This is a genomic window from Streptomyces sp. NPDC001492 (assembly GCF_053597275.1).
In genome coordinates, this window is sequence record NZ_JBSFHW010000001.1 from 230349 (window position 1) to 243657 (window position 13309).

Genomic DNA, 13309 nt, shown 5'->3' on the forward strand with positions numbered 1-13309 from the left:
CGTGCCCGCACTTGTGCTGCTCGGTGCTCAGTGGGGTGACGAAGGCAAGGGAAAGGCGACGGACCTGCTAGGCGGATCCGTCGACTATGTGGTGCGCTACCAGGGCGGCAACAACGCCGGCCACACGGTAGTCGTGGGCGACCAGAAGTACGCCCTTCACCTGCTCCCTTCCGGGATTCTCTCCCCCGGCTGCACGCCGGTCATCGGCAACGGTGTCGTCGTCGACCCGTCGGTCCTGTTCTCCGAGCTGAACGGGCTGAACGAGCGCGGCGTCGACACGTCCAAGCTCCTGATCAGCGGTAATGCTCACATCATCACGCCGTACAACGTGACGGTGGACAAGGTCACCGAGCGCTTCCTCGGAAAGCGCAAGATCGGGACCACCGGGCGCGGCATCGGCCCGACCTACGCGGACAAGATCAACCGCGTCGGCATCCGTGTACAGGACCTCTACGACGAGTCCATCCTCACCCAGAAGGTGGAGGCGGCCCTCGACGTCAAGAACCAGATCCTCACCAAGCTCTACAACCGCCGCGCGATCGCCATCGACCAGGTGGTCGAGGAGCTGCTGGGCTACGCCGACAAGCTCGCCCCGTACGTCGCCGACACGGTCCTCGTCCTCAACCAGGCGCTGGAGCAGGACAAGGTGGTCCTCTTCGAGGGCGGCCAGGGCACGCTGCTCGACATCGACCACGGCACGTATCCGTTCGTGACCTCCTCGAACCCCACTGCGGGCGGCGCCTGCACCGGTGCGGGCGTGGGCCCCACGAAGATCGGCCGGGTCATCGGCATCCTCAAGGCCTACACGACCCGCGTCGGCTCCGGTCCGTTCCCGACCGAGCTCTTCGACGAGGACGGCGAGGCGCTGCGCCGCATCGGCGGCGAGCGGGGCGTGACCACCGGCCGTGACCGCCGCTGCGGCTGGTTCGATGCCGTCATCGCCCGCTACGCGACCCGGGTGAACGGCCTGACCGACTTCTTCCTCACCAAGCTGGACGTCCTGACCGGCTGGGAGGAGATCCCGGTCTGCGTGGCGTACGAGATCGACGGCAAGCGCGTCGAGGAGCTCCCGTACTCCCAGTCGGACTTCCACCACGCGAAGCCGGTCTACGAGACGCTGCCCGGCTGGTCCGAGGACATCACCAAGGCGAAGTCCTTCTCCGACCTGCCGAAGAACGCGCAGAACTACGTCAAGGCGCTCGAGGAGATGTCGGGCGCACCGATCTCCGCGATCGGCGTGGGCCCCGGCCGGGACGAGACGATCGAGATCAACTCGTTCCTGTAAATCCCCTATGTCCGCAAGCTGTTGGGCCGGTCATGGACTTCCTTGACCGGTCCATGGCTTGTTCCTGGTTCCGGATGTAACTAGTGGGGCGCAACTATCTACGCGGGTAGTCCCGCCGCGCCCTCCTCCAGTTCCTCTCCATGACCAGGAGCCCCGTATGCCCGTCAGCCCGTTGAACCGCCGGGAATTCGTCAAGAAGTCGGCCGTCACCGGGGCGGCCGTCGCCGTGGCCGGGACCGTCGCGGCAGGCCCTGCGCAGGCCGCCGACCGTGCGCCCGAGAAGGCCGGCAAGGCCCCCAGGACGTGGACGTTCTCCATCCTGGGCACCACCGACCTGCACAGCCACGTCTTCGACTGGGACTACTACAAGGACGCCGCCTACAGCGACAAGGCCGGCAACTCCGTCGGGGTCGCGCGGGTCGCCACCCTCATCAAGCAGCAGCGCGAGGCCAAGGGCGAGGAGCACGTCCTGCTCGTCGACGCCGGTGACATCATCCAGGGCACCTCGCTCGCGTACTACTTCGCGCGGGTCGACCCGATCACCGGCAAGGACGGCAAGAAGGGGCCCAAGCACCCCATGGCCGTCGCCATGAACCACATGCGCTACGACGCCGCCGCCCTCGGCAACCACGAGTTCAACTACGGCATAGAGACGCTGCGCAAGTTCGAGAAGCAGTGTCACTTCCCGCTGCTCGGCGCGAACGCCCTCGACGCGAAGACCCTGCGCCCGGCCTTCCAGCCGTACACCGTCAAGCGCATCCGCGTCCCCGGCGCCCCGGACATCAAGGTCGGCATCCTCGGCCTGACCAACCCCGGTATCGCCCTGTGGGACAAGGACAACGTCAGCGGGAAGATGGTCTTCCCGGGGCTGGTCGAGCAGGCGAAGAAGTACGTGCCGCGGCTGCGCGCGCTGGGGTGCGACGTGGTCTTCCTGACCGACCACTCCGGTCTCGACGGCTCCACGTCGTGGGGCGACTCCCTGCCGTACGTCGAGAACGCCTCCAACCTCGTCGCCGAGCAGGTCCCCGGCATCGACGCGATCCTGGTCGGCCACACCCACAAGGAGGTCTCCTCGTACACCGTCAAGAACGCGGAGACCGGCGAGGACGTCCTGCTCTCCGAGCCGTACTGCTGGGGCTACCGTCTCACCGTCTTCGACTTCGAGCTCGAACTGCACTGCGGGCAGTGGAAGGTGACGAAGAAGACGGCTCAGACCCTCGACCCGAAGGGCGTCGAGGAGGACCCGGAGATCACCAAGCTCCTCAAGGCCGACCACGACCTCGTGGTGAAGTACGTCAACACGGCCGTGGGCTCCTGTACCCAGGACCTCTCGGCGGCGGAGTCCTGCTGGAAGGACGTCCCGATCATGGACTTCATCCACGAGGTCCAGATGCAGTCGGTGAAGGCGGGCCTGTCGGCGAGCGATGCCGCGCTGCCCCTGATCTCGGTCGCCGCGCCGTTCAGCCGCACCGCCGACATCCCCGCCGGCAGCGTGACCATCAAGGACGTCGCCGGCCTCTACATCTACGACAACACGCTCTACGGCAAGAAGCTCACGGGCGCCCAGCTCAAGGACTACCTGGAGTTCGCGGCGAAGTACTACCACCAGGTCCCGTCGGGCACGAAGGTCGACACCGCCACGCTGACCAACGCCAACAACTTCTGGGACTACATGTACGACACGGCCGCCGGCGTCTCGTACGACATCGACATCGCGCAGGCGGAGGGTTCGCGGATCAAGAACCTCACGTACAACGGCAAGACGGTCGCGGACGACCAGGTCTTCGTCGTCGCGGTCAACAACTACCGTGCGAACGGCGGTTCCGGCTACCCGCACATCGCCACCGCCGACATCGCCTACAGCTCGACCAACGAGATCCGCCAGCTGATGATCGACTACGTGACGGCCAAGGGCACGCTGAACCCCGCGGACTTCGCGGTCACCAACTGGAAGCTGACGCAGGACGGGACGGCGGTCTTCTAGACGGCGGTCTTCCAGGTCAGCGGCTGAAGGCCGCCACATGGGCGCCGGCCCACTCCGTGAACCTCCGCGGCCGGCGCCCCAGCACCTTCTCCACCGTCGGCAGGACCTCCGCGCCGGTGCGCGCCGTGTCGTCCGGGACCGGATGCAGACGCAGGTCGCGGCCCGGCGTCCTGCCCAGGATGGCCAGTTCGTCCGCCGGAGTGAGGGACTCGGGGCCGCTCAACTCTTAGGCGGCGTCCGCGTGTTCGTCGCCGGTCAGGGCCAGTGCCGCGATGTCCGCCGGGTCCGCCGGGTCGATGCTCGCCGCCGGGCGGTCCGCGAAGGGGACGGCCACCTCGTCGCCCGCGCGGAGCCCGGCCGCCCACCGCAGGGCGTTCGACATGAAGCGGCCGGGGCGGAGCAGGGTCCACGCCCAGTCCCGGGAGGGGTCCGTCACCGCGGCCTCCGCCTCGGCGAGGGCCAGGTCGTGGGTCGGGCCGGGGGCCGTGCCGACGCCCTGCCCCGACATCAGGAAGGCCCCGCTCGCCCCCGCGAACGCCGCGTCCAGGCTCGCCGGGTCGTCCGCGTCGCCGTACACCGTCTCGACGCCGGCCGTCAGCCGTGCCTCGGCCGGGCGGCTGGTCTGCTCCCGGGGGAGTACGGGAGAGCACTTAGGGTGCATAACAGGGCATGACACGCAAGTCGGGCATACGGTGGATCTGTACACGTATGCGTCGACCAGAAGAAGGTGAGAGCTATGCGTGTACTGCTCAGGGCGCACTTCGACACGGAGAAGTCGAACGAGGCCATCCGAAACGGCACGCTCGGCAAGATGATCCAGTCCTCGGTGGAGCAGATCAAGCCCGAAGCGGCCTACTTCACCGCCGACGAGGGCGAACGCACCGCCTTCCTGGTCTTCGACCTGCAGGACGTCTCCCAGATGCCGGTCATCAGCGAGCCGTTCTTCCTCAACCTGGGTGCCAGGGTCGACTACACGCCCTTGATGAACCTCGAGGACGTGGAGAAGGGCCTCTCCCAGGTGCACTAGCTGAAGACGATCATCGACCCCTGCGCCAGGCTCCGCGTCGCCGCCGCGTGCAGGCCCAGCCACACATGGCGTTCGCGGGCGAAGGGGCTGGGGTCGTACGGCGCGGGGACGGCGGGCTCCTCCAGCTCCGTCGGCGCGCGCGGTGGTTCCGGTGCCGCCGGAGGGTTGGCCGGATCTATCCCGATCGACGGGGCGACGTACTCGAGTTCGCGCAGCAGCGCCTGGGCGGAGCCCAGCGGCCCGCCGCCGGCGAGGAGTTCGTCGTTGGACAGGGGCTGGGGGAAGTCCACGGGGACGTAGGCGCCCGCGTGGTCGTAGTGCCAGACGAGGTGCGACTGCTGGGCCGTCGCCTCGAACATCTCCAGCAACTGCTCGTAGTCGCCGCCCAGCTCGTCGACCGGGGTCACCGGCAGCCCGCACACCTGGAGCAGGTAGACACGGCGCAGGAAGTGCAGCGCGTCGTAGTCGAAGCCGGCCACCGGGGCGACCTCGCCGGACAGGCCCGGCATGTACTGGTACACCGGCACCGGAGGCAGCCCGGCGGCGGCGAGCACGTTGTTGTACTGCGCGAGTTCCTCGGCGAACGGATTGTCGGGGGTGTGGCACAACACGTCGACAAGCGGTACCAGCCACAGGTCACAGGCCAAAGAGGGCTCCTCACACGGCAAGTCGGTCAAGGCAGGGTAATCGGTACGGCTGCGGCAGCGCTCCGTGCGTGCGGAACAGGCACCAAGCGGCCCTCGCGAAGCCGCAGACAACCGACGGCCCGTCGCGGCGCACCCGGCGGAACACCTAGTGCAGGTCCCATACCCATACCCCGGCCACCCACTTACCGTCCCGGCCCACAAGTTCGGCAACGGTCCTGCGCAGGGCCTCGTCGTGCGGTCCGGGGGCCACCACCAGGGCTCCTGCCTTCCAGTACGCGAAGTCGCGCCGGGCCTGTGCCCGCCAGGTCGCGTCCAGCTTGGGGACGACGCCCGTGTCGCGGACGTCACTCAGCAGGCCGGAGGTGTACCGGGGGGAGGCGCCGTAGATGCCGACGCGGTCGTCGCCGTAGGGGCCGTTGAAGTAGCCGCCGGGGAGTTCGAAGCCGAGGCCGGCCCGCTGCTGCCAGTGCAGCGCCTCCGCGTCGCCGGCGTCGGGCAGCGGCACCGTGACGAGCGACTCGCCCTCGCGGACGTACGGCTGCCACGCCCCGGAGGTGAAGAAGGCGGGCGTCGCGGGGCGTTCGACGGTCTTCAGCGGGGCCGGTACCAGCGGGAGCAGGGCCAGGCAGGCGCCGAGCAGGCCGAGGTACTGGGTGCCCAGGGTGCGGGTCGCCGTCAGCCGGTCCAGGGCGAGGGCGAGCAGCATGCCGAGCGCGGGGGCGCAGATCATCGCGACCCGGCCCTCGATGACCGACTCGAACAGCGGCAGCCTGGCGAGGAGCGCCCAGGGGCCCGGGTAGACCTTGTCCGTCGTCGGGATGCGGAACTCGGGGCCGAGCGACAGCAGCGCCGCGCCGACCGCGGTGACCGCCAGCGCCTTGACCAGGGCCTGCTCCCACAGCCGTACGACGATCGCGAAGGCGAGCAGGACCAGCGGCCAGCCGTAGAAGGCGTTCTGCTCGGTGGGGTTGGGGGAGAGGGCGTTCGCGCGCCGGGCGTTGCCCGCGACCAGGGAGCGTTCGGCGAAGGACAGCAGCGCGCGGGGGCTGTTGCCCGAGTTGTCGCCGTGCGGCATGTGCGCATAGCTCTGCGGGCCGGCGAACTGCCAGACCAGCGGATACGCGACGAGCGGAAGACAGACCGCGGCCGCGATCCCGAGCCCCTTGAGGAGCGGCCGCCAGGCCTGCTGCGCCACATCCCTGCGGACCACGCCGTAGGCACCGGCGAACAGCACCAGGCCGATCGCCGCGAGCAGGAGCGGCTCCTCGCCGAGGAAGACCTGGTACGCCGCCATCAGGCCCAGGACCACCCCGTCCCGCACCACCCGGGCGCCCGTACACAGCCGGAGCGCCCGGTCGATGATCAGCGGGATCATGAACAGCACGACGAAGTTGGGATGCGCGTTGGCATGGCTGACCATCGGCGGTGCGAACGCCGCCAGTGCCGCGCCGACGAAGGCCGCGGACCGCCGCCGTACGACGCGTCGCACGATCAGGCGGTACCAGGCGGCCGCGGTGGCGGCGAGGCCCAGCGTCATCACGACGCTGAGGGAGACCGCCGGGCCCGCGAGGAGGGTGAGCGGGGCGAACGGGACGGTGAGGCCGAGCATGACCGTGTTGGCCATGAGGTTCACGCCGTCGGGGAAGCCCTGAAGGTCGGAGAAGAGGGGATTGTGCAGGTGGACCAGGTTGTGGGCGGTGACGTCGAAGAACCACTCCCACTGGTTCTGGTCCTGGAGGGAGTCGGGGAGATAGCGGTGGTCCGGGTCGAACAGGCGGCCCGAGTACAGGGCCATCGACATGAGCAGGAAGAGGGCGACGGCGAAGACGTCGGCGGGGCGCAGGGAGCGGGCGCGCAGCCGGGCCAGTTCGGCGAGGACGCGGACGTAGTCGAGGTGGCGCAGTTTCGAGCCGGGCCGGTGGGACCAGCGGATGGGGACCTCGGCGACCTGCCAGTCGGCGCGGTGGAAGTGCCGCAGGACCTCGACGTCGATGCCCCAGCCGTTGATCCGGGAGGCGGCGAAGGCCTCGCGGGCCTTGTCGCCCTCGAAGAGCTTGAAGCCGCACTGGGTGTCGCGGATGCCGGGCACGGTCGTCCGGCGTATGAGTAAGTTCCCGGCGCGGCCCAGCACTTCGCGCACCGGGTGCTGACGGTCCCCGATCGTCGCGCCGGGCACGGAGCGGGAGCCGATCGCCGCCGCGTTCCCCTCGCCGAGTGCCTTGTCGAGCTGCTCCAGCTCCTCGATCGGGGCCGCGAGATCGGCGTCCGTGACCAGCACGCGCCGCCCCCGGGAGGCGGCGACACCCAGGCGCAGGGCATGGCCCTTGCCGCGGTGGTGAGGGCCGGTGACCAGCTGGACGCGAGGGTCCTTCAGGCCCGTGACGAGGTCCCGCGTGCCGTCCGTCGACCCGTCGTCGGCGACGACGACCTCCCACTCGCCCCAGCGGCCCTCGTTGTCGCGCAGATAGCGGGTGACGGCGTCGAGGGTGGGACCGAGGCGCTGCTCCTCGTTGAAGGCGGGGATGACGACGGTGAGGTCCACGGCCCAGGCAGGCGTGCCCCTGGCCGGCTTGCTCACTCGTCCGCCAGCCGCTCGATGAGGGCCAGCGAGTGCTCGTTGTACGAGGCGACGATCGCCCGTGCCGTCCTGGTGTCGCGCTTGGCCAGGGCGTCGACCAGGTCGGTGTGGCCGGACCACAGGGCGCCGCGCAGATCGGACAGCCGGCGCAGGTGCTGCACCGCGCACACCCAGGACTGGACGCGCAGCCGGTGCAGGAAGTCGGCCAGATAGGGGTTGCCGAAGAGGGTGCCGAGCTCGTGCCAGAAGCGCAGGTCGTAGCCGATCAGCACGGTGAGGTCGCCGGCCAGGGAGGCCCGCTGCGCCTCCTCGCCGCGGCGCCGGACCCCGGCGAGGGCGGCGACGGCACGGGGCTCGTCGTGCGGCGGGAAACGGTCCTGGTCCAGGTCCAGGGCGATGAACATGCCGTCGGTGACCAGGCTGCGGGCCTCGATGATGCCGCGGTAGTCGGCGACCGAGTACTCGTGGACGTGGAAGCCGCGGTGCTGGTCGGCGTCGAGGAGGCCCTGCGCGGACAGGTCGACGAGCGCCTCGCGCACGGGCGTCGCGGAGACCCCGTACTGCTCGGCGATCTCCTTCACCGTGAACTCCTGGCCCGGCTGGAGCCGCCCCGCGAGGACCTCGTCGCGAAGCGCGTCGGCGATCTGCTGCCGCAGGGTGCTGCGGGTCACGGAGCCGTTGCCGCTGCTGCCGGGCATGGGTCGGGCGTCTCCTCGTCGCGTCGGGTGGCGTGCACGTATACCTATCTACGAGCACGCCACCTTACGCGTTCGACCTCCGGCTGTTGACCCGCGTAGCAGTGGCCGTTCGGGGCGGTTTCTCAGCGGTCGCCAGCCGCTACTTTGTGTACTCGTCCGCCACGGACAGCGCCGCGTCCAGCGCCGCGAGGCCCTCCTTCAGCTCGGCCTCGCTCACGTTGCACGGCGGCACGACATGGGTGCGGTTCATGTTGATGAAGGGCCAGATGCCGTGCTGCTTCGCGGCGGCGCCGAAGGCGGCCATCGCCGCGTTCGCCTCGCCGGCCGCGTTGTACGGCACCAGCGGCTCCCGGGTCTCCTTGTTCTTCACCAGGTCCAGCGCCCAGAACATGCCGACACCGCGCACCTCGCCGACGGACGGGTGCCGCTCGGCGAGCTCCCGCAGCGACGGACCGAGGACGGTCTCGCCCAGCTGCCCGGCGTTCTCGACGACACCCTCCTGAGCCATGACGTTGATCGTCGCGACGGCGGCGGCGCAGGCCAGCGGGTGCCCCGAGTACGTCAGACCGCCCGGGTAGGCCCGCTTTCCGAAGGTCTCCGCGATCGCGCCGGAGATGGCGACACCGCCGAGCGGCACATATCCGCTGTTCACGCCCTTGGCGAAGGTCATGAGGTCCGGTACGACACCGAACAGGTCGGCCGCGAACCACTCACCGGTCCGCCCGAACCCGGCCATGACCTCGTCCAGGATGAAGACGATCCCGTACTTGTCGCAGATCTCCCGCACCCCGGCGAGGTAGCCGGGCGGCGGCACCATGATCCCGGCGGTGCCCGGAATGGTCTCCAGGATGATCGCGGCGACGGTGGCCGGCCCCTCGAAGGCGATCGTGGTCTCCAGGTGCTCCAGCGCCCGCGCACACTCCTGCTCCTCGGTCTCGGCGTAGAAGCGGGAGCGGTAGAGGTACGGCGCCCAGAAGTGCACGACGCCGGCGGCAGCGCCGTCGGAGGCCCAGCGGCGCGGGTCCCCGGTGAGGTTGATCGCCTGCTGGGTGCCGCCGTGGTAGGAGCGGTAGGCGGACAGGACCTTCGGCCGCCCGGTGTGCAGCCGCGCCATCCGCACGGCGTGCTCGACGGCGTCCGCGCCGCCGTTGGTGAAGAAGATCTTGTCCAGGTCGCCCGGGGTCCGCTCGGCGATCAGCCGGGCCGCCTCGGAGCGGGCCTCGATCGCGAAGGCGGGCGCGAACGTCGTCAGGTGTGCGGCCTGCTCCTGTATCGCGGCGACGACCTTCGGATGCTGGTAGCCGATGTTGGTGTAGACGAGCCCGCTGGTGAAGTCCAGGTAGCGCCTGCCGTCGTAGTCCCAGAAGTACGACCCCTCCGCACCGGCGACGGCGAGCGGGTCGATGAGCTCCTGCGCGGACCAGGAGTGGAACACATGAGCACGGTCCGCGGCCTTCACGGCGGCGCCGGCCTGGGGGTCTGGCTGAGGGGTCATGGCCGCGAGCGTAGGAGCCCGCAATGCCCGCTCGGTATCGGCTTCCTGTCTGGCATGCGGGGGTTTCCGCGACAGGTTGTCGGGCCCGGGCGGCTCGGCGGGGTGCCGGCCGCGGCGTTACGGAACCGTAGACACCGCTCCCGGCGACTACTCGGGCGACCGCACTATTCTCGGTCTGTTGCACATACGGGGGGAAGGCGGCGCAGCCATGGAGAAGCTCGCAGCGGGGGACCCGCAGCGCATCGGGGCGTACCGGCTGCTGGCCCGGCTCGGTGCCGGTGGCATGGGGCATGTGTATCTCGCCCGCTCGGACCGTGGCCGTACCGTCGCGGTGAAGCTGGTGCGGGAGGAGCTGGCCGCGCAGGAGGAGTTCCGGGCGCGGTTCCGGCAGGAGGTGCAGTCCGCGCGGCAGGTCGGCGGGCACTGGACGGCGCCCGTGCTGGACGCCGACACCGAGGCCGCGGTGCCGTGGGTGGCCACCGGGTACGTCGCCGGGCCCAGCCTGCAGCAGGTCGTCGGGCACGACCACGGGGCGCTGCCCGAGCGCTCGGTGCGCATCCTGGCGGCCGGGCTCGCGCACGCGCTGCAGGACATCCACGCCGCCGGGATCATCCACCGGGATCTGAAGCCGTCGAATGTGCTCGTCACCATCGACGGGCCGCGGGTGATCGACTTCGGCATCGCGCGGGCGCTGGAGACGGTGACGGACGGCGGGCTGACGCGGACCGGCGCGCTCGTCGGGTCGCCCGGCTTCATGGCCCCCGAGCAGGTGCGCGGCGACCGGATCACGCCCGCCTGCGACGTCTTCTGCCTGGGCTCCGTGCTGGCCTACGCCGCCACCGGACAGCTCCCCTTCGGCAGCGCCAACAGCGGTGTGCACGCCCTGATGTTCCGCATCGCCCAGGAGGAACCCGACCTGGAGGGGGTGCCCGAGGGCATCGCCGACCTCGTACGGGACTGCCTGAAGAAGGACCCGGGCGCGCGGCCGACGCTGGCCCAGGTGCTGGAGCGCACGGGAGCCGAGGACACCGTGCTCGGCGGCCGCTCGCGCGACCCCTGGCTGCCGAGCGCGCTCGTCGCCCAACTCGGCCGTCACGCCGTGCAGTTGCTGGACTCGGAAGACCCCGAGGAGGGCGCGGCGGCGCCCGCCGGGCCCTCGCTGCAGAAGGCGGCGCCCGAGGCCCCGCCCGAGCACGCCTCCGCCGCCGACGACTCCGCACCGCAGGCGGGCGCGCCCGCCGGGCCGCCCCCGCCCGGGCAGCCGGGCAGCGGCGCCCCGCTGAACCACCTCCCCACCATGGTCGCGGGCCAGGGCGCACCCACGCCCCCGCCCGCCCATGTGCAGACACCCCCGGCCTACGGCTATCCGCAGCAGCACCCCCAGCAGCCGCCCGCCTACGGCTACCCGCCGCAGCAGCCCGGCGCCTACGGCTACCCCCCACAGCCCGGTGGCTACGGAGGCCTCGGATCCACCCCGCCCTACGGCCCGTCCTACACCGGCCCGGTCCCGCCCGCCCCGCAGGAACCGCCCCGCCGGAGCGGCCGTTCCACCGTGGCGCTGATCGCGGTCGCCCTGGTCGTCGCGCTCGGCGCGGGCGGCTCGGTCTACGCCCTCATGAACGGCGGCAGCGACAAGGCCGACGACAAGCCGAGCCCGGCCCCGACCAGCGCGGCGCCCTCGAAGCCCGAGCCGAGCCCGACGAGCCCGACCAGCGCGCAGCCCACCACCTCCGCGCCCTCGGACGGTGCGATCCCGTCCGGTTACCTGGGCACCTGGACGGCCACCATCACCAATGCCGACGGCGAGAACACCCGCGAACTCACCATCCAGCAGGGCAAGGTGGGCGACACGGTCCTCTCCCTCGTCGCCGACGGCCCCACCAGCAGCGGCACCTACCACTGTGTGTTCCAGGCCGATCTGACCGCGGCACCGGGCAGCAGCGGCCCCCTGGAGATCGGCCCGTCCACCGTGACGTCCGGCGACCCCGGCTACTGCAAGCCGGGCGACGCCACCGAGCTCAGCCTGCTGCCGGACGGCAGCCTGCAGCGCGAGAACACCAGCAACGGGGAGAAGCTGAAGTACACCCGGCAGTGAGGCCGTTGCGGGGCCCGGCGGGCACCCTTGTGCCGTAGTGGCGTGTCCATGACGATGGGCGGAGCGTCGGTATCGGCAGCCACGGGAGGACACATGCGTCCCAGCCCCACCAGGAGAACGCTCCTGACCGCGACGGCGGCGGGCGCGGCGGCACTCGGGGCGGCGGCGAGCCCGGCCGAAGCGGCCGCACGGGGCCACCGCCGGCCCGCCACCGCACAGCCGCCGAGCCATGAACTCCGCGCTCTGCTGAGGGAGTTGGATTCCGCCCGCATCGAAGCGACCGTACGCAAGCTGGTCTCCTTCGGCACCCGCCACACCCTCTCCGCCCAGGACGACCCGGACCGCGGCATCGGCGCCGCCCGCGACTGGCTCCTCGCCGAGCTGCGCTCCTGCGCCGCCGCCTCCGGCGGCCGGATGACGGCCGAACTCCAGTCGTACGTCCAGGAACCGGCCTCCCGCATCCCCACCCCCACGAAGATCACGAACGTGCTCGCGACCCTGCGCGGCTCGGTCACCCCGGAGCGCGTGTACGTCGTCTCCGGGCACTACGACTCCCGGGTCACGGACGTCATGAACGCCACCGCCGACGCGCCGGGCGCGGACGACGACGCGTCCGGGGTGGCCGTCGTACTGGAGCTGGCGCGGGTGATGGCGACCCGCCGCCCGGCCTCGACGATCGTCTTCGCGGCCGTGGCGGGCGAGGAGCAGGGGCTGTACGGATCGACGTATCTGGCCCAGCAGCTGAAGGCGGCCGGCACCGATGTCCAGGGGATGTTCACCAACGACATCGTGGGCAGCTCGACGGCCGACGACGGCACCAAGGATCCGTACACCATCCGGCTGTTCGCGGAGGGCGTCCCGACCTCGGAGACCCCGGAACAGGCCGCGATCCGCAGGTCGGTGGGCGGCGAGAACGACTCCCCGTCCCGCCAGCTCGCCCGCTTCGTGCGGGACGTCGCCGACAACGACGCCACCGGCCTGCACGTGCGCGTCGTCTACCGCCGCGACCGCTACCTCCGCGGCGGCGACCACATCCCCTTCCTCGAACGCGCCTACCCGGCCGCCCGCTTCACCGAACCCGCCGAGGACTTCGCCCACCAGCACCAGGACGTCCGCGTCGACGAGAACGGCAAGCAGTACGGCGACCTGCCCGAGTTCTGCGACTTCGACTTCGTCGAGCGGGTCGCGCGGGTCAACGCGGCCGCCCTGTGGACCCTCGCCCAGGCGCCGGGAACACCACGCGGGGCGAAGATCGTGACCTCCGCCCTGACCAACTCCACCCGGCTGGTGTGGACGCGGGGCACCGAACCCGACCTGGCGGGCTACGAGATCGTCTGGCGCGAGACCACGGCACCGGAGTGGACCCATGTGATCCCCGCCGGGGACGTCACCGCGTACGAGGTGGACCTGTCGAAGGACAACGTGTTCTTCGGCGTACGGGCCGTCAACCGAGCGGGCAACCGGAGCCCGGTCGCGTTCCCCGCCCCGCAGTCCTAGCCC

The 13309-nt window shown here is 70.8% G+C and carries 11 protein-coding genes; 5 read left to right on the top strand and 6 right to left on the bottom strand.

Annotated features, from left to right (window positions below):
- The first annotated feature begins 1 nt into the window (after position 1).
- Positions 2–1285, top strand: a complete 1284-nt coding sequence (locus tag ACWC1K_RS01210) for an adenylosuccinate synthase (RefSeq protein WP_450827727.1) — start codon at positions 2–4, stop codon at positions 1283–1285.
- A 157-nt stretch (positions 1286–1442) separates the two neighbouring features.
- Positions 1443–3269, top strand: a complete 1827-nt coding sequence (locus ACWC1K_RS01215; protein WP_450827729.1) for a bifunctional metallophosphatase/5'-nucleotidase — start codon at positions 1443–1445, stop codon at positions 3267–3269.
- Positions 3270–3285: 16 nt separating this feature from the next.
- On the opposite strand, the gene ACWC1K_RS01220 is transcribed toward ACWC1K_RS01215, so the two are convergent.
- Entirely contained in the window at positions 3286–3492 is a 207-nt protein-coding gene (locus ACWC1K_RS01220; protein ID WP_450827731.1) for a hypothetical protein, read from the bottom strand.
- A 3-nt stretch (positions 3493–3495) separates the two neighbouring features.
- Positions 3496–3930, bottom strand: a complete 435-nt coding sequence (locus tag ACWC1K_RS01225; RefSeq protein ID WP_450827733.1) for a hypothetical protein — start codon at positions 3928–3930, stop codon at positions 3496–3498.
- Positions 3931–4005: 75 nt separating this feature from the next.
- On the opposite strand from ACWC1K_RS01225, the gene ACWC1K_RS01230 reads away from it, so the two are divergent.
- Positions 4006–4296, top strand: a complete 291-nt coding sequence (locus ACWC1K_RS01230; RefSeq protein ID WP_450827735.1) for a hypothetical protein — start codon at positions 4006–4008, stop codon at positions 4294–4296.
- On the opposite strand, the gene ACWC1K_RS01235 is transcribed toward ACWC1K_RS01230, so the two are convergent.
- The 4 genes from ACWC1K_RS01235 to ACWC1K_RS01250 form a co-directional block, all read right to left on the bottom strand.
- A complete protein-coding gene (locus ACWC1K_RS01235) occupies positions 4293–4943 on the bottom strand; it encodes a hypothetical protein (protein ID WP_351472506.1) in 651 nt (216 codons plus the stop codon). The two genes, ACWC1K_RS01230 and ACWC1K_RS01235, sit on opposite strands and share 4 nt — an antisense overlap.
- A gap of 145 nt (positions 4944–5088) precedes the next feature.
- Positions 5089–7521 (bottom strand): dolichyl-phosphate beta-glucosyltransferase, encoded by a 2433-nt coding sequence (locus tag ACWC1K_RS01240; RefSeq protein ID WP_450827737.1) that lies wholly within the window; start codon positions 7519–7521, stop codon positions 5089–5091.
- Entirely contained in the window at positions 7518–8219 is a 702-nt protein-coding gene (locus tag ACWC1K_RS01245) for a GntR family transcriptional regulator (protein WP_450827739.1), read from the bottom strand. The genes ACWC1K_RS01240 and ACWC1K_RS01245 overlap by 4 nt, the downstream gene beginning before the upstream one ends.
- A 139-nt stretch (positions 8220–8358) precedes the next feature.
- Entirely contained in the window at positions 8359–9714 is a 1356-nt protein-coding gene (locus tag ACWC1K_RS01250; protein WP_450827741.1) for an aminotransferase class III-fold pyridoxal phosphate-dependent enzyme, read from the bottom strand.
- Positions 9715–9922: 208 nt separating this feature from the next.
- On the opposite strand from ACWC1K_RS01250, the gene ACWC1K_RS01255 reads away from it, so the two are divergent.
- Both ACWC1K_RS01255 and ACWC1K_RS01260 read left to right on the top strand, forming a co-directional pair.
- Complete coding sequence (locus ACWC1K_RS01255; RefSeq protein ID WP_450827743.1) at positions 9923–11809, top strand: protein kinase domain-containing protein; 1887 nt, start codon at positions 9923–9925, stop codon at positions 11807–11809.
- Positions 11810–11902: 93 nt separating this feature from the next.
- Positions 11903–13306: a M20/M25/M40 family metallo-hydrolase gene (locus tag ACWC1K_RS01260; protein WP_450827745.1), complete on the top strand. Its 1404-nt coding sequence runs from the start codon at positions 11903–11905 to the stop codon at positions 13304–13306.
- Positions 13307–13309: the final 3 nt, after the last annotated feature.

Excerpts from the sequence above, each read along its gene's own strand:
- ACWC1K_RS01250 (WP_450827741.1), bottom strand. The coding sequence starts at position 9,714 with ATGACCCCTCAGCCAGACCCCCAGGCCGGCGCCGCCGTGAAGGCCGCG.
- ACWC1K_RS01260 (WP_450827745.1), top strand. The coding sequence starts at position 11,903 with ATGCGTCCCAGCCCCACCAGGAGAACGCTCCTGACCGCGACGGCGGCG.
- ACWC1K_RS01255 (WP_450827743.1), top strand. The coding sequence starts at position 9,923 with ATGGAGAAGCTCGCAGCGGGGGACCCGCAGCGCATCGGGGCGTACCGG.
- ACWC1K_RS01215 (WP_450827729.1), top strand. The coding sequence starts at position 1,443 with ATGCCCGTCAGCCCGTTGAACCGCCGGGAATTCGTCAAGAAGTCGGCC.
- ACWC1K_RS01225 (WP_450827733.1), bottom strand. The coding sequence starts at position 3,930 with ATGCACCCTAAGTGCTCTCCCGTACTCCCCCGGGAGCAGACCAGCCGC.
- ACWC1K_RS01230 (WP_450827735.1), top strand. The coding sequence starts at position 4,006 with ATGCGTGTACTGCTCAGGGCGCACTTCGACACGGAGAAGTCGAACGAG.
- ACWC1K_RS01245 (WP_450827739.1), bottom strand. The coding sequence starts at position 8,219 with ATGCCCGGCAGCAGCGGCAACGGCTCCGTGACCCGCAGCACCCTGCGG.